Origin of the sequence: Serratia sp. JKS000199 (assembly GCF_900215455.1) — a bacterium.
Taxonomy (GTDB): domain Bacteria; phylum Pseudomonadota; class Gammaproteobacteria; order Enterobacterales; family Enterobacteriaceae; genus Serratia; species Serratia ureilytica.
Genome location: NZ_LT907843.1, coordinates 2,276,409 through 2,301,701, shown reverse-complemented (window position 1 = coordinate 2,301,701; position 25,293 = coordinate 2,276,409). Strand labels below are relative to the sequence as shown.

Here is a 25,293-nt window from a genome sequence, read left to right as displayed (position 1 = left end):
ACAGGAAATGGGGGCAATGTCCCGAATAGAGGGGCGAACATTGTGCTGTCAGGCTTATTGAATGTGCCGGTGAGCGTTTATTATGGCCTTATTAGTAGGGTTATTATTCGAGGCAGGTCAATGAGCAGTAAAAGCGAATCCAGATGGCGCCTGATCAGTATTTTAATGCTGGCGGTGTTAGTCACGTTAATTGGCGTGTTGGTCAAACTGGATTGAAGTCTGACCAGGCGATAAAAAACCTGGCCGTTTTATTGTGCGGCCAGTAAACGCATCATGTCTTCTTCATACAGTAAGGCTAGCAGCCACAGCCCCAACAACATTATTGCCAGAGAAAATAATCGCTTTTCATTGCGCATCGTTTAATTCGCTTTCGGCGGATGGACGTGGCTTAGCGTATCTCAGCGTTGTTACAACCGTTAGGGACTTGTGTTAAATAAAGCCATTTTGTTGCGCGTCTATTTATGTTTCTCCGGCGACCATCGCCTCAACGCCCTGAGAGCCGGGTTCCATAATCCTTTGGTGGCCGCGAATGGCGGTAGGCGCGAAACCGAAGCGTTTGCGAAAACGTTCGGCGAAACGCGACGCGCTTTCATAACCCACATGCTGCGCGATGGCGGAAATCGGCCAGTCGGTCGATTGCAGCAGGGCCAGTGCGCTGCTCATCCGGACGTCGATCATCAGGTTGCGCAACGCGGTGTTTTCCATCGACAGTTTGCGGCGCAACATCACCTCACTCATCGACAGGCTCTCCGCGACTTTGGCCGCCGTCCAAATGCTGTGCGGATCGGTCGCGAGGCAGCGACGCACCCGCTGCGTCAGATCCTTGGCTTCGTTGTGAATAAAGCGAATGCCGAATTGGGCCAGCCACAGCAGAATTTCCAGCATTTTGTGCCGCACGATGATGGTGGGAAAGCGTTGCCGCAGCGTCAGCGCCAGGCCGGTGGTTTCAAAACTGTGCTTTAGGGCGCAGGGCAGATTGCGCAGCGCCAGGACGGCATCGAACGGCATCGCCGCCGGCGTTTCCTCGGCCGGAGGTTGGACGGTGAGCAACAGGGGATCGCAGGTCAGCAGTTGGCAACTGAATACGCCGTCTTCGGACGGGCCGTTAATAATGTCCACCGTTTGCCCGCCGTCGATAATCAACAGCTCGCCGGGATGAGCGACCACTTCGTGTTGTTGCCAGCGTACGCGCTTATGGCCTTGTTGTATCAGATACAGATGTGGTTGCTCAAAATAGACTGAAGGGAATAATAATTCAGTATACTGAATGATGTGCGCTGAGGCGCCAATTCCAGGACAGAGATTAATTGTACGTTCCATCGATATTCATTTCGCAGCCATTATCTGGGAATATCTTTACGCTTTGATCCGCGCTGGAGCAACATTTTTCCATGGGCCGTGAAACACAGCGGCGAGTTTTATCTATCAAAAATCAATTTCCTGATGAACAGAAAACGTCCGTGTCGGGATGATGTTTATCCATTAAAGTGAGAGCCAGGCTCGAAGCGCGCATTTTACCAATTACCCATAAACTGAATAATTCAAATGCCATAGATTAATATCCTAACGTAACCCGAGGGTAATAGCGCATAGTGCTATTTAATCCATTTTCGTCAGTATTGTCGATCTTATCGGACCTGTGGCTCTCCCAGCAGCAGCGCGCGGTCATGAAACTGGCCGTAGGTGTTGTTGACCACGTTTTGGCGCGTTGACTGTTCAATAAGCGTTTTCAGCTCATCCATCCGTTGCTGCAACAGACGTTTGAGCTCGGTTTCGTTGTCGAGGATCTGTTGCAGCTTATTGCGCAACATCTCCTGCAACGCCATGGACGGGCCGGCTTGCCCGGTAAAGGCGGCGGTTTTTTCCACCGCCGTCACGTAGGCGAACTCAAGCTCGACGAGCTCTTCCCAGCGCCCGGTTTGCGCCAGCGCGATCATTTGGCTGCTCAGGGTGTAAATTTGTTGATAAGCGGCTAACAGCTGCTGTTGACGTTCCATTACACGGCGTCCTGCGAAGGTTGGTAGTTGGGGCCGATCTGGCGCCAGGCGTCGGCGATGTTTTCCAGCAGTTTGACCACCTCGGCAATCGCCGCTTCGTCGTTGTGCAGATTGGCCTGCATCAGGCGACGCTTCATATAGTCGTATAACGCCGCCAGGTTTTCGGCGATCTCGCCGCCCTGCTGAGGATCGAGGCCGCTTTTCAGGCCGTTGTCGATGATGTTGATGGCTTTGGAGAGCGCCATGCCTTTGCCGGCGATATCGCCCTGGTTCATCAGGATGCGTGCGCGAAGCAGGGCGCTGAGCGCCCCGTCGAACAACATCACGATTAACTGGTGCGGGCTGGCGCTCATGGCGCCGCTTTCCAGACTGACCTGTGCATAGGCCTGAGTGCCGCTACGGTTATACATGCTGTTTTCTTTGCCTTGTTAAAGGGTTACTTGAACTGTTGAGCCAAATAGTTACTGGTGCCGTTCATTTTCGACATCATGGTATCCAGCTGAACGAACTGTTGTTTATAACGATCGATGGTGTTTTGAATGCTGGCCGTGACCGTGGTGATCTGGCTGTTCAGGCGATCGAGGTTAGTGTTGATGCTTTTGGTCGAGTTCTCGATGATGCCGCCGGATTTGATGTAGCTCTGGATCTCGTTGTGGATCTCGGTGGCCATGCCGGTGTCTTTGCCGTTACCGACGAAGAAGTTGCTGACCTGATCCGGCTTCTCATCCATCGCTTTCTTCAGCTTGGCGCTGTCGATTTCCAACTTGCCGGTTTTGGTGTTGGTGGAAATGCCGAGGTTGCCCAGGCCTTTCAACTCCGGGTTGTCCTGGGCGGCGCTCAGCGCGCTTTTGATCGACGACTGAATGCCGCGCAGGGTGTTGTCGCCCAGCAGCGGGCCGTTGGTTGGGTTTGGCGCTTCGCCGGTTTTCACCGGGGTGAACTTGGACAGCGAGTTGAAGGTGTCCAGCAGCGAGTTATAGCTGTCGACCCACTCTTTGATCTTGTCGGTGGTGCCGGCGGTGTTGGTGCTGATCACCAGGTGTTGCGGTTCATCGGTTTTGGTTTTGGTTTTCAGATCGATGGTGACGCCCTGCAGGGCATCGCTGATCGAGTTGGTGCTGCGTTTGATGGCCGTGCCGTTCACCATCAGCTCCGCGTCCTGCGGCGCGACCGTCTGCTTCATGGCGGTGGTGGTGCCGCGGGTGGCGTTGTAGTTCAGGATATCGCCCAGTTTGTCGTCATTGTCGACCTGGAGGGAGATCTTGTTGTTTTCGCCGGTGGTGGAAGAGCTGATCGCCAGCTGGTAGTCGTTGTCGCCGACGCGCATGATGCTGGCGGTGACGCCGGCCTTGGCGCCGTTGATGGCGTCGCGCATCTCAACCAGCGAGGTTTGATCGTCGCTGAGCGGGATTTTGGTTTCTTTCGGCGGGTTGCCGGCGGTGATGGTCAGAGAGCGGTTGGTGATGCCTTCTTTACCTAATTTTTCGCCCTGGTCGCTGACTTTCGCCTGAGTGGTCAGGGTTTGCGCCTGCGCCAGGTTCTTCACTTCCACCACATAGTTGCCCGGCACCGCCTTGGCGTTGGTGGTGATCTTGAAGGCGTCATGTTCGGTGGCGGTGGTGGCCTTGAAGAAGTCCTCTTTCGCCATCTCTTTGCTGAGGTTGTCGAATTTTTCCAACGCGCCCTTCAGCGTGCCGTAACCGGTCAACTGGGCTTTATAGCTGGATTGTTTGGTGGTGTAAGGGGTCAGGCGCTGTTGTTCCGCTTTAGTCAGCTTGTCCAGCAGGCCATTGAGGTCGAGTCCTGAGCCGAGACCTAATGAACTGATCGTTGCCATGGGTAATTCTCCTTGATTATGACTTTATTCGCTTTACGCGTTATCGGCCCAGTGATGAAAAAGTTTACCGAAAAAAACAAAAAACCGATGGCGCAATAGAAGAGGGAAAAACCGCGTTATTTCCGCCATTGCGGCGGACGCAAAAAAAATTAAAAAAATTCTAAAGGTTGTTAGGGGAGGGCCGATACCTGAGGGGACGGTGGTTGACGCCGTGGGCAAACAAGCCCGAACCTTTTAACTGTGTTGCGAAGAACGCAACTGACTCGTAAGGAAAGCAAACAATGGCACAAGTAATCAACACTAACAGCCTGTCTCTGATGGCGCAGAACAACCTGAACAAATCTCAGTCTTCTCTGGGCACTGCGATTGAGCGTCTGTCTTCCGGTCTGCGTATCAACAGCGCGAAAGACGATGCTGCGGGTCAGGCGATCTCCAACCGTTTCACCGCTAACATCAAAGGCCTGACTCAGGCTTCCCGTAACGCCAACGACGGTATCTCTCTGGCGCAGACCACTGAAGGCGCACTGAACGAAGTTAACGACAACCTGCAGAACATCCGTCGTCTGACCGTACAGGCGCAGAACGGTTCTAACTCCACCAGCGACCTGAAATCCATCCAGGACGAAATCACTCAGCGCATGTCGGAAATCAACCGTATCTCCGAGCAGACTGACTTCAACGGCGTGAAAGTGCTGAGCAGCGATCAGAAACTGACTATCCAGGTTGGCGCTAACGACGGTGAAACCATCGATATCGACCTGCAGAAGATCGATTCTGGCAAACTGGGTCTGACTGGTTTCGATGTAACCGAAAAAGGCACCAAAATTGGCTCTGCAATTGCCGATAAAGCCATGGTTAAAGATGACACCGGTAAAGATGTTGCTTTCGACCTGGCTGAATCTTCCAAAACTGGTGGCGCTTTAGAGAAAGCGACTCTGGTTTCCGGTAAAGACAAAGACGGTAAAGAAGGTTACTACATTCAGACTACTGATGCAGCGACTGGCGCAAAAACCTACGCCACTGCGAAAATCGACGACAAAGGCGTTGTAACCAAGGGTGCTGACGTTACTGACGTTAAAGATCCACTGGCAACCCTGGACAAAGCGCTGGCACAGGTTGACGGCCTGCGTTCTTCTCTGGGTGCGGTACAGAACCGTTTCGATTCTGTTATCAACAACCTGAACAGCACCGTGAACAACCTGTCCGCTTCTCAGTCCCGTATTCAGGATGCTGACTACGCGACCGAAGTGTCCAACATGAGCCGTGCCAACATCCTGCAACAGGCTGGCACCTCTGTTCTGGCACAGGCTAACCAGTCTACTCAGAACGTTCTGTCCCTGCTGCGTTAATCGTCTCTCCCGATTAACTGTCGCAAAAAACCCCGCTTCGGCGGGGTTTTTTTATGCTCGCGCACCGCGCGGTTATTACATGGCGCAAATAAAGCCCGTTTTGTGCGACTGTTCAGCCGATTGGCATTTCGCCCCCTACGCATAATAGCGCTGACTCTCTTATCCGCAGGTTTAAGACATAGTGAGCGATCTGTATACCGCCGAAGGCGTGATGGACAAAAATTCTCTCTGGCTGCGCTACGTCCCGTTAGTGCGCCACGAGGCGCTGCGCCTGCAGGTCAGGTTGCCCGCCAGCGTGGAGCTTGACGACTTGCTGCAGGCCGGGGGAATCGGGTTATTGAACGCCGTTGAGCGTTATGACGCCCTACAGGGAACCGCCTTTACCACCTATGCGGTGCAGCGCATTCGCGGCGCGATGCTCGACGAGCTGCGCAGCCGCGACTGGGTGCCGCGCAGCGTGCGGCGCCACGCGCGCGAGGTCGCGCAGGTGATGCGGCAACTGGAACAGCGTTATGGCCGGCCGGCGAGCGAGACGGAAGTGGCGCAGACGCTGAATATCTCGCTGGATGAGTACCGTCAAATTCTGTTGGACACCAATAACAGCCAGCTTTTCTCTTACGACGAATGGCGCGAGGAGCATGGCGAAAACGCGGAACCGATGCTGGAAGGGCATGAAGAGGCCAACCCGCTGCATCACCTGTTGGAAGGCAGCCTGCGCCAGCGAGTGATCGACGCCATCGAGGCGTTGCCGGAGCGCGAAAAAATGGTGCTGACGCTGTATTACCAGGAAGAGTTGAATCTCAAAGAGATCGGCGCCGTGCTGGACGTCGGGGAATCCCGCGTCAGTCAACTGCACAGTCAGGCGATCAAACGGCTGCGTGCGCGGCTGGCGAACGATACCTGACGGCGGGCTGCCGCCCCCTCAACTCGATGACTCATGCGACAATCGGACTGCCCCTTATGCCAGGAATACTGTTGAAGAAACGGCCGCTTAGCCGTTACCTGAAAGATTACAAGCACAGCCAGACCCATTGCTCCCAGTGCGGTAAATTGTTGGACCGCATGGCGCTGGTGTTTCGCGGCAAGATAATCAATAAAGAAGCCATCGCGCGCATGGATCAGCCGATCGACGATGCGGTCTGGCAAAACGTGCAGCATGAGCTGACCGCACTGTGCCGCTTTTGCAGCGAGATTTCCTGCAACAGCCACCCGAGCTATTTCGACATCATGGCGTTCAAGCAGTATCTGTTCGAACAGACCGAGATGAGCCACAGCACCATTCGCGAGTACGTGGTGCGGCTGCGCCGGCTGGACGAAATGCTGGTGGCGCGTAATTACCCGGCGGACAAGTTCGCCAACTGCGCCAGCCATCAGCGCATTATCGACGATCTGCCTACCGCAGCGCACAACAACTACCGCATTGCGCTGCGCAAATACGATCAGTATCTCGCCTGGCAGCGCAGCTACTGAGATTTTCCCCGGCCGCTGGGCCGGGGTCTGCGGATCCCCCCGTGATAAAGGATGATTATTCAGTTCACATCTGCTAAATCTATCGGTTATCAGATGTTGATACTCGATTCCCTGGGGGGAAGTAGTGAACCTGCAACAACAACTGGCGCAATTTCCGCGTCTGGATCTGGTTGGCGTCGCCACGCCGCTGGAAAAACTGTCCCGTCTCTCCGATTATCTCGGCCGTGAAATCTACCTTAAACGTGACGATGTCACCCCTATGGCCCTGGGCGGCAACAAGCTGAGAAAGCTTGAGTTTCTGGCTGCCGATGCGCTGAGGCAAGGCGCCGATACGCTGGTTACCGCCGGCGCCATTCAATCCAATCACGTGCGCCAGACGGCGGCGGTGGCGGCGAAACTGGGCCTGCACTGTGTCGCGCTGCTGGAAAACCCTATCGATACCCGCGCGGAAAACTACCTGACCAACGGCAACCGCCTGTTGCTCGGCTTGTTCAACGCCGAAGTGGTGATGTGCGAAGCGCTGCACGATCCGCAGCAGCAGCTGGCGGAGCTGGCGACGCGCCTCGAGGCGCAGGGCTTCCGGCCTTACGTGGTGCCGGTGGGCGGCTCCAATGCGCTGGGCGCGCTGGGATACGTGCAGTGCGCATTGGAAATCGCCGAACAGAGCCAACGCAGCAACGTGGCGTTCAGTTCGGTGGTGGTGGCGTCCGGCAGCGCAGGCACCCACGCCGGGCTGGCGGTGGGGCTGCAACAGCTGCTGCCCGAAACCGAGTTGATCGGCGTGACGGTCTCGCGCACCGTGATCGATCAGTTGCCGAAGGTGGAACAAATCCAGAAAGCCCTGGCCTGTTCGCTGAATATCGACGAACTGGCGCCGATCGCGCTGTGGGACGATTACTTCGCGCCGCAGTACGGCATGCCGAATGAAGAAGGTATGGCGGCGGTGCAGCTGCTGGCGCAGCAAGAGGGGGTATTGCTGGATCCGGTGTATACCGGCAAAGCGATGGCCGGTTTGATCGACGGCATCGCCCAGCGGCGTTTCCGCGACGAAGGGCCCATCCTGTTCGTTCACACCGGCGGTGCGCCGGCGCTGTTCGCCTACCATCCGCAGGTGTAAATGCCGCTTGTTATTCCATTTTGAACTATATTTATAAAGTTATATTCCTTTATGCGGGCGGTCGCACTGTTAAAGTGCTGATATCAAAAAAGATAAATAACACACAGGGGTGTTTATGATGTTTGCGAAAGTTCGTCGTCAATGGTTGTTGGGCGTGGTGGGTATTGCGTTGGCCGCCGGTGTGACGACGCAAACCTACGCCGCCGATAACCTGCTGCAGCAGGTGAAACAGCGCGGCACGCTGATCGTTGGGCTGGAAGGCACCTATCCGCCGTTCAGCTTCCAGGGTGAAGACGGCAAATTGACCGGTTTCGAAGTGGATTTCGCCAACGCGCTGGCGCAACATCTGGGCGTGAAAGCCAAGCTGAACCCGACCAAGTGGGACGGCATGCTGGCGTCGCTGGAGTCAAAACGCATCGACGTGGTGATCAACCAGGTGACAATCTCCGATGAGCGCAAGAAGAAATATGACTTCTCCACCCCTTACACCGTTTCCGGCATTCAGGCGCTGGTGAAAAAGGGCAACGAAGGCACGATCACCAAGCCGGAAGACCTGAAGGGCAAGAAGGTCGGCGTTGGCCTGGGCACCAACTATGAGCAATGGCTGCGTGCGAACGTGCAAGGTGTAGACGTGCGCACTTACGACGATGATCCGACCAAGTATCAGGATCTGCGCGTCGGCCGTATCAACGCCATTCTGGTGGACCGTCTGGCGGCGCTGGATCTGGTGAAGAAAACCGGCGATACGCTGGCGGTGGCCGGCCCGGCATTCTCCCGCCAGGAGTCCGGCGTGGCGCTGCGCAAGAATAACCCAGAGCTGCTGGCCGCGATTGACCAGGCGATCGCCGAGATGCAAAAAGACGGCACGCTGGCGAAGATCTCCGAGAAATGGTTTGGCGCGGACGTAACTAAATAATGCACGAAAGTATTCAACTGGCGCTGGATTCAGCGCCATTTTTATTGAAAGGCGCAATACTGACGCTCCAGCTTAGCCTGGGCGGCATGGCGTTCGGCCTGTTGCTCGGTTTTCTGCTGGCGCTGATGCGCCTTTCGCCGCTTTGGCCGCTGTCGTGGCTGTCGCGCATTTACGTATCGCTGTTCCGCGGCACGCCGCTGATCGCCCAGCTGTTTATGATCTATTACGGTCTGCCGCAGTTCGGCGTTGAATTCGATCCCTTCCCGGCGGCGCTGATTGGCCTGTCGCTCAATACCGCCGCTTACACTTCAGAAACGCTGCGCGCGGCGATTTCGTCGATCGATAAAGGGCAGTGGGAAGCCGCCGCCAGCATCGGCATGACCCGTTGGCAAACCCTGCGCCGGGTGATCCTGCCGCAGGCGGCGCGCACCGCCTTGCCGCCGCTGGGCAACAGTTTTATCGGCCTGGTGAAAGACACTTCGCTGGCCGCCACCATTCAGGTGCCGGAACTGTTCCGCCAGGCGCAGCTGATCACCTCGCGCACGCTGGAAGTGTTCACCATGTACCTGGCGGCATCGCTGATTTACTGGGTGATGGCGACCCTGCTTTCCGCACTGCAAAACCGTCTGGAAGCCCACGTTAATCGCCAGGATCAGGAGTAGCGCATGAGTGCCATTGAAGTTAAGCAATTGACCAAGCAGTTCAAGGGTCAGACGGTGCTGCATGGGATCGATCTGGCGGTGGACGCCGGCGAAGTGGTGGCGATCATCGGGCCGAGCGGTTCCGGGAAAACCACCTTGTTGCGCTGCATCAACCTGCTGGAGGAGCCGGATTCCGGCACCATCCGCGTCGGCGATATCCGGATCGACGGCAGCAAGCCGCTGAGCAAACAGAAAAATCAGGTGCGCGCGCTGCGTCAGCAGGTCGGTTTCGTGTTCCAGAACTTCAACCTGTTTCCGCACCGTTCGGTGCTGGAAAACATCATTGAAGGGCCGGTTATCGTTAAAGGTGAGGCGAAAGCCAGCGCCGAACAGCGTGCTCGCGCGTTGCTGGCCAAAGTGGGCCTGAGCGGCAAAGAGGCGGCTTATCCGCGTCGGCTGTCCGGCGGGCAGCAGCAGCGGGTGGCTATCGCGCGCGCGCTGGCGATGCAGCCGGAGGTGATTTTGTTCGACGAGCCGACGTCGGCGCTCGATCCCGAGCTGGTGGGGGAAGTGCTCAATACCATGCGCTCACTGGCGGAAGAGAAACGCACCATGGTGATCGTCACCCATGAGATGAGCTTCGCTCGCGACGTGGCCGATCGGGTTATCTTTATGGATCACGGCCGCATCGTCGAACAGGGCCCGGCGAAAGCGCTGTTCGCCAATCCGCAGCATCAACGCACCCAGCAATTCCTCGACAAGTTCCGGAATCAATAAGGCGGCGGGGGCGTTTCCCCCGACCGCATTCACTCCGCTTTCAACCATTCGTTTCGCGCGGCGGCGGCGAGAAATCCGCTGCGGCTGCCGTATCCCGGATATTACCGAACCCGAAAGCCAATGCGTTTCGTAGCGCTCTGACGCGGCTTTCAAGCAGAGTAATCCATCGTCCATGAGCGATGCCCCACCCTGTAAGGATAACAAGGCGCTAACGGCCGATCGGCCTGCGGACAATAAAAAACCCTGCACGAGGCAGGGTTTGCGTAGCGGTAAGCCCATCAGGCTGCAACGCGTGCAGCCTTGAGGATGCGTTAACCGATGGTCATCAGGCTGGCGTTACCGCCGGCGGCGGCGGTGTTGACGCTCAGGGAACGTTCGATCAGCAGGCGTTCCAACAGGATGTTGGTTTCACCGTGGGCGAAGCCCTGTACCGAGACGATGGCGCCGCCGCGCTGGGCGATCTGCTCGCACAGGGTGCGCAGCTGGTCGGCATCGCCGTGGTAGATGGCGGCGTCGAACTCGACCTTGTCCTGCTGCCAGTCTTTGCTGAAGGCGATGCGCGCCTGCACATCGTTCGGCAAGCGGCGGAACAGATTGCGTTGCAGTTCCGCTTCCGGCCACAGCGCGCAGCTGCCAACCGCCAGCACGGCGGCCAGCTGGATCAGCGCGTCGGTTTCGTTATCCGCCAGGCACAGCACGCGTTCACGCGGCAGCAGGGCATAGGTGTTGCGCTCGCCGGTCGGGCCCGGCAGCGGACGTACGGTGCCGCCCTGGCCCAGTTCCGCATAACGTTGCGCCAATGCCGCCAGTTCGCCTTGTTGGCTGGTGACCGCCCACTTCTCCAGCGATTGCAGCGCGCCCAGCAGCTGCGGCCGCGCGGTGGCTTCCATCGGGCGCTCTTCGTCCTGGCGGTGCAGCGTACGTTGCAGCGCGTCGTCCGGACGGTTGGCCAGCAGACGGTACAGGTACAGCGGGCCGCCGGCTTTCGGGCCGGTGCCCGACAGGCCTTCGCCGCCGAATGGCTGCACGCCGACCACTGCGCCGACCATGTTGCGGTTGACGTACAGGTTGCCGACCTTGGCGCGTTCGGTCACCCGGGCGATGGTTTCATCGATACGGGTGTGAATGCCCAGCGTCAGGCCATAACCGGCGGCGTTGATCTGATCGACCAGCGCGTCCAGATTGTTGCGCTGGAAGCGCACCACGTGCAGCACCGGGCCGAAGATCTCTTTCTGCAGCTCGTCGAAGCTGTCGAGCTCGATCAGCGTCGGCTTGATGAAGGTGCCGCGCGCCCACTCTTTCTCATCCTGCGCGCTGCCTTTGGCGGCCTGGTACACCTTGCGGCCTTTGGCGCGCATTGCCTGGATGTGGCGTTCGATGCCGGTTTTGGCTTCGGCGTCGATCACCGGGCCCACGTCGGTGGACAGGCGTTCCGGGTTGCCCATGCGGCATTCGGCCATCGCGCCGCGCAGCATTTGCAGCGTGTGCTCGGCCACGTCTTCCTGAATGCACAGGATACGCAGCGCGGAGCAACGCTGCCCGGCGCTGTCGAAGGCGGAGGCCACCACGTCGGTCACCACCTGTTCGGTCAGGGCGGAGGAGTCGACGATCATGGCGTTCAGGCCGCCGGTTTCGGCGATCAGCGGCGTCGGACGGCCTTGCGGATCCAGACGGCCGGCGATGCTGCGCTGCAGAATGCCGGCGACGTCGGTGGAGCCGGTAAACATCACGCCGCGGACGCGGGCGTCGTTAACCAGCGTTGAGCCGACGGTTTCACCCTGGCCCGGCAGCAGCTGCAGCACGCCTTGCGGAATGCCGGCTTCCAGCAGGATACGCACCGCCTGCGCGGCCACCAGCGGCGTTTGCTCAGCCGGTTTGGCCAGCACGCTGTTGCCCGCCGCCAGCGCGGCGGCGATTTGGCCGGTGAAGATCGCCAGCGGGAAGTTCCACGGGCTGATACAGACCACCGGGCCCAGCGGGCGATGGCTGTCGTTGGCGAAATCGTCGCGTACCTGGCCGGCGTAGTAGTGCAGGAAATCGACCGCTTCACGCACTTCGGCGATGGCGTTGTTGAAGGTTTTACCCGCTTCGCGCACCAGAATGCCCAGCAGGCTTTGCAGCTGGCTTTCCATCAGCTCGGCGGCGCGTTCGAGGATCGCGGCGCGCTCCGTCGGCGGTGTGGCGAACCAGATTGGGCCGGCGGCCGCGGCGGCGTCGAGCGCGCGGCTGACTTCGCCTTCGGTGGCTTCACGCACGTAGCCGACCACATCGCCCGGTTCGGCCGGGTTGATCACCGGCTGTTCGACGCCCTGATCCAACTCGGCGTCGATGATCGGTTCCGCGCGCCATGGATGGCTGGCGCTGGTGAGCAGGGCGCTGGACAGCGAAGCCAGACGCTGTTCGTTGGACAGATCCAGACCGCTGGAGTTGGTACGTTTCTCACCATACAGCTCACGCGGCAGCGGGATGCGCGGATGCGGCAGGCCAATTTGACCTTCGCTGGCCGCCAGCGCTTCCACGGCGCTGACCGGATCGGCCACCAGCTCGTCGAGTGGCAGGGTGGCGTCGGCGATGCGGTTGACGAACGAGGTATTGGCGCCGTTTTCCAGCAGGCGGCGCACCAGGTAAGCCAGCAGCGTTTCATGGGTGCCGACCGGCGCGTAGATGCGGCAAGGGCGGTTCAGTTTGCCGTCGGCCACTTTGCCCACCACCTGTTCGTAGAGCGGTTCACCCATGCCGTGCAGGCACTGGAACTCATACTGGCCAGGGTAGTAGTTGTTGCCGGCCAGGTGATAAATGGCGCTCAGCGTATGGGCGTTGTGGGTCGCGAACTGCGGATAGATCAGGTTCGGCACCGACAGCAGCTTGCGGGCGCAGGCCAGATAGGAAACGTCGGTGTACACCTTGCGGGTGTAAACCGGGTAGCCTTCCAGGCCGTCCATCTGGGCGCGTTTGATTTCGCTGTCCCAGTAGGCGCCTTTCACCAGACGGATCATCAGGCGACGGCGGCTGCGTTGCGCCATGTCGATCACAGCGTCGATGGCGAACGGACAGCGTTTCTGGTAGGCCTGAATCACGAAGCCGATGCCGTTCCAGCCGGCCAACTGCGGTTCGAAGCACAGCTTCTCGAGCAGATCGAGCGAGATCTCCAGACGGTCGGCCTCTTCGGCGTCGATATTGATGCCGATATCGTACTGGCGTGCCTGTAGGGTCAGCGACAGCAGGCGCGGGTAAAGCTCTTCCATCACGCGTTCGTACTGCGCGCGGCTGTAGCGCGGGTGCAGGGCGGACAGCTTGATGGAGATGCCGGGGCCTTCATAGATGCCGCGGCCGTTGGAGGCTTTGCCGATGGCGTGGATAGCCTGCTGATAGGAAACCAGGTAGGCCTGGGCGTCGGCTTCGGTCAGGGCGGCTTCCCCCAGCATGTCGTAGGAGTAGCGGAAGCCTTTTTCTTCCAGCTTGCGCGCGTTGGCCAGCGCCTCGGCGATGGTTTCGCCGGTCACGAACTGTTCGCCCATCAGGCGCATCGCCATGTCCACGCCTTTGCGGATCAGCGGCTCGCCGCTCTTGCTGATAATGCGGTTCAGCGAGCGGGACAGATTGGCTTCGTTATGGGTCGACACCAGCTTGCCGGTGAACAGCAGGCCCCAGGTGGCGGCGTTGACGAACAGCGACGGGCTGCGCCCCAGGTGCGAGTGCCAGTTGCCGTTGCTGATCTTGTCGCGGATCAGGGCATCGCGGGTCGGTTTGTCCGGAATGCGCAGCAGCGCTTCCGCCAGGCACATCAGCGCTACGCCTTCCTGCGAGGAGAGGGAGAACTCTTGCAGCAGGCCTTGCACCATGCCGGCGCGGCCGTTTGCACTTTTTTGGTTACGCAACTTCTCGGCGATGCCATAGGCCATTTTATGAGTAGCCTGTGCAAGATCGGCGGGTAATCGCGCCTGTTCGAGCAACATCGGCACCGCTTCTGTCTCCGGGCGGCGATACGCGGCGGTGATGGCGGCGCGGGTCACCGACTGCGGCAGAATTTGTTCGGCGAAATCGAGGAATGGCTGGTGTGACTCTTCCTGCGCTTGCGGCATAATGTCGTCCGCTTCAGGCTGGCCCGCTGCGGCCAGCGCTGGAATTTCAGGAATATCGGTACCGCTCTCGAGACGCTCGAGGTAATTAAAGATGGCCTGCTTGATGAGCCAGTGCGGCGTGCGATCGATGCGCTGCGCGGCGCTCTTGATCCGGTCGCGTGTTGCCTCGTCGAGTTTCACGCCCATTGTGGTAGTGCCCATGCCTGTCCAACTCCTGTGTTTAGAACCTATCCCATCAGGCTAGACAAACAGCAGGCCGGAAAGCCTGTTGGGATAGGTTCGTGAGATGTGTGGTGTCAAGAATGCAGACAATATCCTGCATGTTGCAACTTTGTGCAACCTTGTTAAATCAGGCGGATGAGCGAAGTGTGAGTTTCATCGATTTTTTAACACGGGCAGTTGGCATGAATGTTGCGTTATTGAGCGAACGCGGCGGGGTTAATGATGCCGCAGGCGCTTTACCTTGCGGTATATAAGGGTAATAGCAAGGTGCAACTCATTTTGCTTGTCGTGAGTGCAACCTTTGAGCCCGGTAAATGTGACGCAGGGTAAACTTTGTGTAACTTTGTTGTTAAATATCTTGTTGGTTGATGAAAGGCTCATCTAGGATAACCGACGGTCAACAATTACGGGCAGAAACTATTTTACCTGCACTTGCTCGCAGGCTGCGCCACGTTCCGGCGCGGCGGCCAGTGAAATGCATTGCGCGTGGGTTTACCGGCGCCGGCTTGGCCGGAGCGAAACGCGAATAATAATGAAAGTGGAGAATTAAATGACAATGAGCACACCTATGCTGGTGACCTTCCTGGTATACATTTTCGGGATGGTGCTGATCGGCCTGCTTGCCTACCGGGCAACCAATAACTTTGATGACTATATTCTCGGCGGCCGTAGTCTGGGCAGTGTGGTGACCGCGCTGTCCGCCGGCGCTTCCGACATGAGCGGCTGGCTGCTGATGGGCCTGCCGGGCGCCATCTTCCTCTCCGGCATCTCCGAAAGCTGGATCGCCATCGGCCTGACCATCGGCGCTTACCTGAACTGGAAGCTGGTGGCAGGAAGGCTGCGCGTGCATACCGAAGCCAACAACAACGCCCTGACGCTGCCGGATTATTTCACCAGCCGCTTTGAAGACAACAGCAAGCTGCTGCGCGTGATCTCGGCCATCGTTATCCTGGTGTTCTTCACCATTTACTGCGCCTCCGGCATCGTAGCCGGCGCGCGCCTGTTCGAAAGCACCTTCGGCATGAGCTACGAAACCGCCCTGTGGGCCGGCGCCGCGGCGACCATCCTGTATACCTTCATCGGCGGTTTCCTGGCGGTGAGCTGGACCGACACCGTGCAGGCCAGCCTGATGATTTTCGCGCTGATCCTGACCCCGGTGATCGTGATCTTCGCCGTCGGCGGCATCGATACCTCGATGCTGGTGATCCAGGCGCAGAACCCGGCCAACCTCGACATGCTGAAGGGGCTGAACTTCGTCGCCATCCTGTCGCTGCTGGGTTGGGGCCTGGGCTACTTCGGCCAGCCGCACATCCTGGCGCGTTTCATGGCGGCGGATTCTCACCGCACCATCCGCAGCGCGCGCCGCATCAGCATGACCTGGATGATCCTGTGCCTGGCCGGCACCATCGCCGTCGGTTTCTTCGGTATCGCTTACTTTGCCAATAACCCGGATCAGGCCGGCAACGTGTCGCAAAACGGCGAGCGCGTGTTCATCGAACTGGCGATGCTGCTGTTCAACCCATGGGTGGCGGGCGTGCTGCTGTCGGCGATTTTGGCGGCGGTTATGAGTACCCTGAGCTGCCAACTGCTGGTCTGTTCCAGCGCAATCACCGAAGACCTGTACAAAGCGTTCCTGCGCAAAGGCGCCAGCCAGCGTGAACTGGTGTGGGTCGGCCGCGTCATGGTGCTGGTGGTGGCGTTGGTCGCCATCGCGCTGGCGGCCAACCCGGAGAACCGCGTGCTGGGCCTGGTGAGCTACGCCTGGGCCGGTTTCGGCGCCGCCTTCGGCCCGGTAGTGCTGATCTCGGTGATGTGGTCGCGCATGACCCGCAACGGCGCGCTGGCCGGCATGTTGGTCGGCGCGGTGACGGTGATCGTCTGGAAACAGTACGAATGGCTGGGCCTGTACGAAATCATCCCGGGCTTCATCCTGGGCTGTCTGGCCATTGTGGTGGTGAGCCTGATGGGCCGCCAGCCGTCTTCCACCATGACCGAACGTTTCGATCAGGCGGAAGCCGAGTACAAAACGGTATAACGCCGTTCACTGTCAGTCAGCAAGGGGCGCTCAGAGCGCCCCTTCTTTTTGCCTGTTCGCCACTGTCATTCAGCTGTAACACCTGGCGACATTTGATTAGAAAAAATCACGCTTGCGCCTCTTGTATTTCTTTTTGGCAGAATGATAATCACTCTCGTTGTATTTTACGTTTCTTTACATACTCGCCGCGGCTCATTGCGAGCCGGTTTTCTCTGCCGCCGCGGTCTTTTCAGGGGTGATTAGTTATGTTCGTTCCCTTTCTTATCATGTTCCGTGAGGGGCTGGAGGCCGCGCTGATCGTCAGCCTGATCGCCAGCTACCTGAAGCGCACGCAGCGCAGCCAATGGCTGGGCGCGGTGTGGATCGGCGTGATTGTCGCGGCGGCGCTGTGTCTGGCGCTCGGCATCTTCATCAATGAGACCACCGGCGAGTTCCCGCAGAAACAGCAGGAGCTGTTCGAAGGCATCGTGGCGGTGGTGGCGGTGCTGATCCTCACCTATATGGTGTTCTGGATGCGCAAAGTCTCCAGGTCGGTCAAGGTACATCTGGAAGGGGCGATCGATCAGGCGCTCAGCGCCGGTAAAGGGCAGGGGTGGGCGCTGGTGGCGATGGTGTTCTTCGCCGTCGCTCGCGAAGGGTTGGAGTCGGTATTCTTCCTGCTGGCGGCGTTTCAGCAAGACGTGGGCGCCGCAGCGCCGATCGGTGCGGTGCTCGGCCTGGTCGCCGCCATTGTGCTGGGCATGATGATTTACTGGGGCGGGGTGAAGCTGCATCTGGCCAAATTCTTCAAATGGACCAGCCTGTTCATTCTGTTCGTCGCCGCCGGGCTGGCCGCCGGGGCGATCCGCGCCTTCCACGAAGCCGGTCTGTGGAACCACTTTCAGGACATCGCCTTCGATTTCAGCAGCACCCTGTCGACCCATTCGCTGTTCGGCACCCTGCTGGAAGGCATCCTCGGTTATCAGGAAGCGCCGACAGTCAGCGAAGTGGCGGTCTACTTCCTGTATTTGATCCCGGCGCTGATTTTCTTCTTTCTGCCGCAGCGCGCGGAGCCGGCAGCGGCCCCGGCGCAACGTAAAATCAATCATTAATGTTTAATAGGGAATCTCGTATGTCTACTCCGTTATTTCGCCGCAAGGCGTTGCACGCAGCATTACTGGCTATCCCGGCGTTTGCGCTGAGCATCAACGCGTTGGCGGCGGACGTGCCGCAGGTCAAGGTCACGGTCAACGACAAGCAGTGCGACCCGATGCAGCTGACGGTGCCGGCCGGCAAGACGCAGTTTGTGGTGCACAACACCAGCCAGAAAAACGTCGAATGGGAAATCCTGAAAGGGGTGATGGTGGTGGAAGAGCGTGAGAACATCGCGCCGGGCTTTACCCAGAAAATGACCGCCACGCTGGAGGCGGGCGAATATGACATGACCTGCGGGCTGCTCAGCAACCCGAAAGGCAAACTGACTGTCACCGCAGCGGCCAACGGCGCCACCGACGGCAAGCCGAACGCGCTGGACCTGGTCGGCCCGATTGCCGAATACAAGGTTTACGTCACCAAAGAAGTCGATGGGTTGGTGAAACAGACCAAGCTGTTTACCGACGCGGTGAAGGCCGGCAACGTGGAACAAGCGCGCAAGCTGTACGCGCCGACCCGCCAGCACTATGAGCGCATTGAGCCGATCGCCGAGCTGTTCTCCGATCTGGACGGCAGCATCGATGCCCGTGAAGACGACTACGAGAAGAAAGCGGCGGATCCTAACTTCACCGGTTTCCACCGCCTCGAGAAGGCGCTGTTTGCCGACAACTCCACCAAAGACATGGGCGCCTACGCCGATCGCCTGTACCACGACACCGTAGAGCTGCAAAAGCGCGTGAGTGAACTGACCTTCCCGCCGAGCAAGGTGGTGGGCGGCGCAGCCGGGCTGATCGAAGAAGTGGCGGCCAGCAAGATCAGCGGTGAAGAAGACCGCTACAGCCGCACCGATTTGTGGGACTTCCAGGCCAACGTCGACGGCGCGCAGAAGATAGTCAACCTGCTGCGCCCGCTGTTGGCCAAGGCCAACAAGCCGCTGCTGGACAAGATCGACGCCAACTTCAAAACCGTCGACACCATTTTGGCGAAGTACCAAACCAAAGAGGGCTATGAGTTCTATGAGAAGCTGACCGATGCCGATCGCAATGCGTTGAAAGGGCCGATCACCACGCTGGCGGAAGACCTTTCCCAACTGCGCGGCGTATTGGGTCTGGACTGAGGCATACGGTTATGAGCAACAAGGCAGGCCCGAATAACGGGCCTCATCCGCATTCTCAGGGGGCGGCATCGCCTTCGCGGCGCCGTTTGCTGCAGGGGCTGGGGCTAAGCGCACTGGCGCTGGGCGGCACCCGCCTGGCGCAGGCGACGGGCAACGTGGCGGAGCCGTTGGCGACGCCGCAGGATGAGCGCTGGCAGAAACAGCCGTTTTATGGCCGCCATCAGGCCGGGGTGCTGACCCCGCAACAGGCGGCGATGATGCTGGTGGCGTTCGACGTGCTGGCGACCAGCAAAGCGGATCTGGAGCGCCTGTTCCGGCTGCTGACCGATCGCATCGCGTTCCTGACCCACGGCGGCAAGGCGCCGGAGGTGGACGCCAAGCTGCCGCCGCTCGATTCCGGCATCATGGGGCCGGAGATTTACCCGGACAACCTGACCATCACCGTCTCGGTCGGCGCATCGCTGTTTGATGAACGCTTTGGCCTGCAGGCGCACAAACCGCTGCGGTTGCAGAAGATGACGCGCTTCCCCAACGATGCGCTGGACGCCGCGCTTTGCCACGGCGACCTGCTGCTGCAGATCTGCGCCAACACCAACGAAACCGCTCTCCACGCACTGCGCGACATCATCAAGCATTCGCCGGATCTGCTCAGCGTGCGCTGGAAGCGGGAAGGATTTATCTCCGCGCACGCGGCGCGCAGCAAAGGCAAAGAGACGCCGATCAACCTGCTGGGGTTCAAAGACGGCACCGCCAACCCGAAAACCGACGACAAACCGCTGATGGATAAGGTGGTGTGGGTCGGCGACAGCGTCGGTGAACCGGCGTGGACGGCGGGCGGCAGCTACCAGGCAGCGCGCATTATTCGTTTCCGCGTCGAGTTTTGGGATCGCACGCCGCTGCAGGAGCAGGAAACCATTTTCGGCCGCGAGAAGCACAGCGGCGCGCCGCTGGGCATGAAGCATGAACATGACGAGCCGAATTACGCGAACGATCCCGACGGCAAGGTGATCCCGATGGACGCGCACATTCGCTTGGCTAACCCACGCACGCCGGAAAGCCAAAGCAATCTGATGCTGCGACGCGGCTACAGCTATTCACTGGGGGTATCCAATGCCGGCCAGCTGGAAATGGGGCTGCTGTTCGTCTGCTATCAGGCCGATCTGGAGAAAGGTTTCCTGACGGTGCAAAAAAGGCTGAACGGCGAAGCGCTGGAGGAATACATCAAGCCGATTGGCGGCGGGTATTTCTTCGTGCTGCCGGGCGTGAAAGAACGCGGCGATTATTTGGCCAGCGGTTTGCTCAAGGCCTGAGCGCGCAATGACGAGGCGGGCTCGCCTGCCTCGTTTTACTTTGTGTTGCCTGCCGTACGGAAGATTGAGCGTCGAAAGTCAATTCGACACCTGGCCTATGGATTAAAAAGCACACACCGCCCGCGTTTTTGGGCTGTGCAAAATTTAATCAGGAAACCAAAGTGTCATTCGCGGTTTTTAATTGTAATTCATTGAAATTTATATGTTAAAATTTTTTATGGAATGACGTGTCGCGCGTGATATAGTGTTTTAGCGATAACTAAAAACAAAACATATAAAATTTTTTTACATTTTAGTAACGCGACAGGATTGAATGTCATTATACTGTAATCATCTGGCGGTAGTTTTCACACGGTGCACAGCTTGAAGCTGTAAATATCACTGCGGGGATCGCTAATGGTAAAGTCCTTGGTTGGGCTGGAAAGAAAAAATAACACATCTCCCCTGATTTCTCGTTGTAACGAGGGTTCTCTCTCCGACTCTCTTTTACCGGCAACTCCGCACTCTTATCGCTACCGAATCTCACCACTTTTTACTCCACGTTTATTGATGCAGTCCGCGTTGTCCCGTGAAGCAACGGCGCTTAAGCGTTGCCGTCAATTCACATTGTCCCTTGGCTCTTATTGGCTCGGAGGAGGCCAAAACCTAATACGTGTGTGAAACATAATCGCACGGCCTGGCCGTTGCGGTAGGTGAAACAAACTGTAAGGTGCCACTATGGGTAGACAGAAAGCAGTGATCAAAGCACGTCGTGAAGCGAAACGCGTTATTCGTCGTGACGCTCGTAGTCATCGCCAGCTGGAAGAAGAGTCTGTGACCTCGCTGGTGCAAATGGGGGGAGTCGAGTCTATCGGCATGGCGCGAGACAAGCGCGATAGCTCACCCATCGAGGCTAGAACCGAAGCTCAGGGTCATTACTTATCAGCCATAGAGAATAAGCAGCTGATCTTCGCCACCGGCGAAGCCGGCTGTGGCAAAACATTTATCAGCGCCGCCAAGGCGGCGGAGGCGCTGATCCATAAAGAGGTGGATCGGATTATCGTTACCCGTCCTGTTTTGCAGGCGGATGAAGACCTCGGTTTCTTGCCGGGGGATATCTCCGAGAAGTTCGCCCCTTATTTCCGCCCGGTGTATGACATTCTGGTACGTCGTTTAGGATCTTCCTTTATGCAGTACTGCCTGCGCCCGGAAATCGGCAAGGTAGAGATTGCGCCGTTCGCTTATATGCGCGGACGCACCTTCGAAAATGCGGTCGTTATCCTGGATGAAGCCCAGAACGTGACCGCCAGCCAGATGAAAATGTTCCTGACCCGCCTGGGGGAAAACGTGACGGTTATCGTTAACGGCGACGTGACCCAGTGCGACCTGCCGCGCGGCGTGAAATCCGGTCTCAGCGATGCCCTGGAGCGCTTCGAAGAGGACGAGATGATCGGCGTTATCCGCTTTGAAAAACAGGACTGCGTGCGCTCCGCTTTGTGCCAGCGCACGCTCAACGCTTACAGTTAACCTATCCGCTAATGGAAAGGCCGCTTCGGCGGCCTTTTTTATCACCCCCCATTTCCGCTCTCGTTTCCGCTCTCGTTTAACCTTTGTGTAAATTATTGTGGTTTTCTGTATAGATTTTCGTTGAGTTAGCGTTAATGATTAATGGGTTCCAGATTGGCGCGCAGTTTGCCTGCGCCGCCAAAAGGACATTTTCTGGGGTGTGCGCCGCGCGGCGCATTGAGTGTGGGTTCCTTGCTGCGATTCAAACATGAAATACATCATTCTGATTTTGCTTATTTTATGCGTCGTCTATGTGCATTACCGCGGACGGGTGCGCTACAACGTTTGGCGGCAGCTGTCTGACCATTCCACCTTTACCGCACCGCTGAACGTCTTCATGTATCTGTTTTCTCGTGTGCCGACTACGCCGTACCTGAAGCCGGAGCAGTTCCCTGAGCTGGCGGTACTGCGGGAGAACTGGGAAACCATCCGCGACGAAGGACAGAAGCTGATGGAGATCCAGCAGATCAAAGCGTCCGATCAATTCAACGATGCCGGTTTCAACTCGTTCTTCAAGACCGGTTGGAAGCGCTTTTACCTGAAATGGTATGAAGACAGCCATCCTTCCGCCATGACCCTGTGCCCGCAGACCACGGAACTGCTGCGCAGCCTGCCTTCGGTCAAAGCGGCGATGTTCGCCGAACTGCCGGACGGCAGCCGTTTGCCGCGCCACCGCGATCCTTACGCCGGTTCGCTGCGTTATCACCTGGGGTTGATTACCCCCAACGATGACCGCTGCTTCATTGAGGTGGACGGTGAGCGCTACAGCTGGCGCGACGGTGAAGGGGTGATGTTCGATGAAACCTATCTGCACTACGCGGAAAACCAGAGCGGGCAGAATCGTCTGATCCTGTTCTGCGACATCGAACGGCCGATGCGCTACCGCTGGGCGCAGGCGGTGAATCACTGGCTGGGGCGCAACCTGATGAGCGCCGCCACCGCGCCGAATGAAGAGGGCGATCGCACCGGCGGCGTCAACAAGATGTTCAAATACATCTATGCGATACGCCGGGTGGGGAAACGCCTGAAGGCCTGGAACCGCACCGGTTATTACATCATCAAGTGGATTTTGTTCGGGGGGATCGCCGCGGCGATATTCTTCTCGGTATAACGAAGGCAGGGGCGCACAGAGTGCGCCCCTTTTTGATCAGGCGAAGATAGTCATCATGTAGGCGGCGAACAGCGCCAGGTGGGCGGTGCCGTTCAGCACGTTGGTGCGGCCGGTCGAGAACGACAGCTGGCACAGCAGCAACACCGTCAACATCACCACGATATGCGGCGTTTGCAGGCCGAAGATCAGCGTCTGCCCGGTCAGGGTAGCGATGATGGTCACCGCCGGCACCGTCAGGGAGATGGTCGCCAGCACCGAACCGAAGAACAGGTTCATGGCGCGTTGCACCTGATTGTTCAACACGGCGCGCAGCGCGCCCAGGCCTTCCGGCGACAGGATCAACAGCGCCACCAGGAAACCGGTGAACTGCGCCGGTGCATTCATCTTGGTTAGCAGGCCTTCCAGCGGGTTGGCGTTGAACTTGGTGACGGCGATAACCGCGATCAGGTGCACGATGAGCCAGGCGGCGTGCCAGGCGCTGCTGTGCGAAGAGGGCTTGCCGTGGTGCGGGTCGCCATCGTCGTCTTCATGCTCGTACACGAACAGGCTCTGGTGGGTTTTGGTCTGGATCACCAGGAACACGCCATACATGGCGGCGGAGATCAACGCCACCAGCAGCGCTTGCCCGGTGCTGAAGTTACCGCCTGGCAGCGCGCTCGGGAACACCAGCACGATCACCGCCAGCGGGAAAATCGCCATCAGATACTGTTTGATGCCGCCCAGGTTGACGTACTGGGTGGCGAACTTGCGCCCGCCGAGCAGCAGCGCAAAGCCGACCAGGCCGGCGGAAACGATCATGATGATGGAGTACAGCGTGTCGCGCATCAGCGCCGGCGCGGCGTCGCCGGTGGCCATCAGCGCGGAAATCAGGCTGACTTCGAGGATCACGACGGACAAACTGAGGATCAGCGAGCCGTAGGGTTCGCCCAATCGGTGAGCCAGCACGTCGGCGTGGCGCACCACGCTGAAGGCGCTGCTGAGGATCCCCACCAGCGCGAGAATATTGATGCCGACGATCAGCGGAAAGTTATCGGTGCTGCCCCATAGATTTAACACCACCAGCGCGGCGATAGGGAAGATCAGCGAGTATTCGGTGTGGCGAGATTTGGTGGATCGGCCAGGATCGTGTTGCGACTTCATGAGGGTGGCACTCCTTCTCAAACAGCGTAGCCCGTCAGCGCCGGTCGCCGTGATACGGCAACGTTGCGTTTCCAGTAGGTATTTTATATTAGGATACACCCGCGGCGCCGGTGTGATGTTGTTTTATCTGAGAAAGCAATTGCTTGCTTATGTGATCAGGGTAACAAAAAAACCGCACGGGGTGCGGTTTTATTTACTTACTTTTACGCAATAACGCCAATTTTTAGCGTTAGATTTGAGAAAAGTCGTGTTTACTTGTTTAGCTCGTGGTTAATCAAGGAAAATGAGACCGTCAGTCGTCAATGTTGTCCATGATTTCATGCCGTTTATTGTGGTAACCCTCTTCATTTAGCCCCTCACGCCAGTAAGGCACGGCATAAAGACGATTACGATCGCATTGACGTTCGCGACGCAGGTAGCGGCGCAGCTCTACCACCAGGCGATCTTCACCGGCGAGCCAGAAGTGGCTTTCGCCCTGCGGCAGGGACTGCGCGCGGAACCGAGCGACCAACTCGTCGGTCTTCTCCGTGCCGCCGACGACCCAATTGACCTCAACGTCGGCGGGTTTCTTCAGGTCAATGACGTCAGCGTTGCTGTCGACGCGGACGAAAGCGCGTCCGGCACTGTGTGGCGGCAGGTTTTCCAGCAGTGCGGCCAGCGCAGGCAGTGAGGAAGGATCGCCCGCCAGGCAGTAGAAGTCGGCGGCCGGCAGCATCGGCTTGGGGCCGCCCGGGTTGCTGATGCCGATTTTATCACCGGCTTTCGCCTGGCGTGCAAAGTCCACCGCCGGGCCCTGATGATCATGAATGGCGAACTCGATGTCCACTTCCGCCAGTTCCGGGCGCACGGCGCGGATGGAATAGGTGCGCACGATCGGGCGCACGGCGTCCGCAGCCCAACGCGGGCCGTTTTCGGTCAGCGTCGGCAGGTCCGGCTGCGTCTGGCCGGCGAGCGGCAAAAAGACTTTGATGTGTGCAGCGGCGGCATTGGCCGGGTAGTAACGCAGATCGGGAGCGGTAAAGGTAATGCGGCGCAGGTGCGGCGTCATGTCCTGTACGCGGCTGACGGCGATCAGGTAGGGGGCGCGTGAGCGAGGGGCTTCGGTAGTCACGGGATTCTCCTTATAGTTCGTTTGGCGGTGAGTATAACATGTCGTTTGATAATGAGAATTGTTTGCTAATTGAGACGAAACCGCATGTGGGCTAGGCTTAAGGTTCACTCATCCTGAAAGGGGAGGCCATATGCCCTACCACAGCACGAACGACTTGCCGGACAACGTTAAGCATGTGCTGCCGGAACATGCGCAGGCGATCTATAAAGAAGCGTTCAACAGCGCCTGGCAACAATACCGGGATCCCGATGAGCGGCGCGGTGACGACAGCCGGGAAGAGACGGCGCATAAGGTGGCCTGGGCGGCGGTCAAGCAAAGCTATCGCAAGGGCGACGACGAACGCTGGCATAAAAAGTAACGAATTATCACGCAGTAAAATCGCGCA

General features: G+C 58.3%; 21 protein-coding genes. 14 read left to right on the top strand and 7 right to left on the bottom strand.

Annotated elements, in window-relative coordinates:
* Nucleotides 1-459 precede the first annotated feature (459 nt).
* The 4 genes from CPH57_RS11045 to fliD form a co-directional block, all read right to left on the bottom strand.
* A complete protein-coding gene (locus CPH57_RS11045) occupies nt 460-1,320 on the bottom strand; it encodes a helix-turn-helix transcriptional regulator (protein WP_033643505.1) in 861 nt (286 codons plus the stop codon).
* Between the two features lie 308 nt (nt 1,321-1,628).
* Entirely contained in the window at nt 1,629-1,997 is a 369-nt protein-coding gene (gene fliT / locus CPH57_RS11040; RefSeq protein ID WP_033643504.1) for a flagella biosynthesis regulatory protein FliT, read from the bottom strand.
* Nucleotides 1,997-2,407 carry a flagellar export chaperone FliS gene (fliS, locus tag CPH57_RS11035; protein ID WP_004934758.1) on the bottom strand — a complete coding sequence of 137 codons (411 nt, stop codon included), beginning with the start codon at nt 2,405-2,407 and terminating at the stop codon, nt 1,997-1,999. Before fliS ends, fliT begins: the two co-directional genes overlap by 1 nt.
* A 26-nt stretch (nt 2,408-2,433) precedes the next feature.
* Nucleotides 2,434-3,834, bottom strand: a complete 1,401-nt coding sequence (fliD, locus tag CPH57_RS11030) for a flagellar filament capping protein FliD (RefSeq protein ID WP_033643503.1) — start codon at nt 3,832-3,834, stop codon at nt 2,434-2,436.
* A gap of 281 nt (nt 3,835-4,115) precedes the next feature.
* Between fliD and CPH57_RS11020 the strand changes: the two genes are divergently transcribed.
* The 7 genes from CPH57_RS11020 to tcyN all read left to right on the top strand — a co-directional run bounded on the left by CPH57_RS11020 (nt 4,116) and on the right by tcyN (nt 10,104).
* Nucleotides 4,116-5,183 (top strand): flagellin FliC, encoded by a 1,068-nt coding sequence (locus tag CPH57_RS11020; protein WP_033643502.1) that lies wholly within the window; start codon nt 4,116-4,118, stop codon nt 5,181-5,183.
* Nucleotides 5,184-5,364: 181 nt separating this feature from the next.
* Complete coding sequence (locus CPH57_RS11015; RefSeq protein WP_004934752.1) at nt 5,365-6,087, top strand: RNA polymerase sigma factor FliA; 723 nt, start codon at nt 5,365-5,367, stop codon at nt 6,085-6,087.
* A gap of 56 nt (nt 6,088-6,143) precedes the next feature.
* Entirely contained in the window at nt 6,144-6,653 is a 510-nt protein-coding gene (fliZ, locus tag CPH57_RS11010) for a flagella biosynthesis regulatory protein FliZ (protein WP_033643501.1), read from the top strand.
* 124 nt (nt 6,654-6,777) lie between these two features.
* Nucleotides 6,778-7,770, top strand: a complete 993-nt coding sequence (locus CPH57_RS11005; protein ID WP_033643500.1) for a D-cysteine desulfhydrase — start codon at nt 6,778-6,780, stop codon at nt 7,768-7,770.
* Nucleotides 7,771-7,885: 115 nt separating this feature from the next.
* Nucleotides 7,886-8,686, top strand: a complete 801-nt coding sequence (gene tcyJ, locus CPH57_RS11000; RefSeq protein ID WP_033650878.1) for a cystine ABC transporter substrate-binding protein — start codon at nt 7,886-7,888, stop codon at nt 8,684-8,686.
* On the top strand, nt 8,686-9,348 hold the full coding sequence (gene tcyL / locus CPH57_RS10995) for a cystine ABC transporter permease (protein WP_033643498.1): 663 nt from the start codon (nt 8,686-8,688) through the stop codon (nt 9,346-9,348). Before tcyJ ends, tcyL begins: the two co-directional genes overlap by 1 nt.
* 3 nt (nt 9,349-9,351) lie before the next feature.
* On the top strand, nt 9,352-10,104 hold the full coding sequence (tcyN, locus tag CPH57_RS10990) for an L-cystine ABC transporter ATP-binding protein TcyN (RefSeq protein ID WP_033643496.1): 753 nt from the start codon (nt 9,352-9,354) through the stop codon (nt 10,102-10,104).
* A gap of 311 nt (nt 10,105-10,415) precedes the next feature.
* Here tcyN and putA read toward each other — a convergent pair whose 3' ends face one another.
* Complete coding sequence (putA, locus tag CPH57_RS10985) at nt 10,416-14,387, bottom strand: trifunctional transcriptional regulator/proline dehydrogenase/L-glutamate gamma-semialdehyde dehydrogenase (protein WP_046896608.1); 3,972 nt, start codon at nt 14,385-14,387, stop codon at nt 10,416-10,418.
* A 571-nt stretch (nt 14,388-14,958) separates the two neighbouring features.
* On the opposite strand from putA, the gene putP reads away from it, so the two are divergent.
* From putP to lpxO, 6 genes are all read left to right on the top strand, one after another.
* Nucleotides 14,959-16,443, top strand: a complete 1,485-nt coding sequence (gene putP, locus CPH57_RS10980; protein WP_033643494.1) for a sodium/proline symporter PutP — start codon at nt 14,959-14,961, stop codon at nt 16,441-16,443.
* Nucleotides 16,444-16,688: 245 nt separating this feature from the next.
* The gene (gene efeU / locus CPH57_RS10975) at nt 16,689-17,534 is read left to right on the top strand and encodes an iron uptake transporter permease EfeU (RefSeq protein ID WP_033643493.1); all 846 of its coding nucleotides are present in this window, start codon (nt 16,689-16,691) and stop codon (nt 17,532-17,534) included.
* A gap of 20 nt (nt 17,535-17,554) precedes the next feature.
* Nucleotides 17,555-18,691, top strand: coding sequence for an iron uptake system protein EfeO (gene efeO, locus CPH57_RS10970; RefSeq protein WP_096242342.1), 1,137 nt, complete (start codon nt 17,555-17,557; stop codon nt 18,689-18,691).
* An 11-nt stretch (nt 18,692-18,702) separates the two neighbouring features.
* Nucleotides 18,703-20,001, top strand: coding sequence for an iron uptake transporter deferrochelatase/peroxidase subunit (gene efeB, locus CPH57_RS10965; RefSeq protein ID WP_096242341.1), 1,299 nt, complete (start codon nt 18,703-18,705; stop codon nt 19,999-20,001).
* A gap of 717 nt (nt 20,002-20,718) precedes the next feature.
* Nucleotides 20,719-21,507, top strand: a complete 789-nt coding sequence (gene phoH / locus CPH57_RS10960; protein ID WP_015378226.1) for a phosphate starvation-inducible protein PhoH — start codon at nt 20,719-20,721, stop codon at nt 21,505-21,507.
* Between the two features lie 247 nt (nt 21,508-21,754).
* Nucleotides 21,755-22,657, top strand: coding sequence for a lipid A hydroxylase LpxO (lpxO, locus tag CPH57_RS10955; protein WP_025303230.1), 903 nt, complete (start codon nt 21,755-21,757; stop codon nt 22,655-22,657).
* A gap of 36 nt (nt 22,658-22,693) precedes the next feature.
* Here lpxO and chaA read toward each other — a convergent pair whose 3' ends face one another.
* Both chaA and CPH57_RS10945 read right to left on the bottom strand, forming a co-directional pair.
* Nucleotides 22,694-23,797: a sodium-potassium/proton antiporter ChaA gene (gene chaA, locus CPH57_RS10950; RefSeq protein WP_025303229.1), complete on the bottom strand. Its 1,104-nt coding sequence runs from the start codon at nt 23,795-23,797 to the stop codon at nt 22,694-22,696.
* A gap of 292 nt (nt 23,798-24,089) precedes the next feature.
* Entirely contained in the window at nt 24,090-24,908 is an 819-nt protein-coding gene (locus tag CPH57_RS10945; RefSeq protein WP_033643460.1) for a siderophore-interacting protein, read from the bottom strand.
* Nucleotides 24,909-25,038: 130 nt separating this feature from the next.
* On the opposite strand from CPH57_RS10945, the gene chaB reads away from it, so the two are divergent.
* On the top strand, nt 25,039-25,266 hold the full coding sequence (gene chaB, locus CPH57_RS10940; protein WP_033643458.1) for a putative cation transport regulator ChaB: 228 nt from the start codon (nt 25,039-25,041) through the stop codon (nt 25,264-25,266).
* The last annotated feature ends 27 nt before the right edge of the window (nt 25,267-25,293 follow it).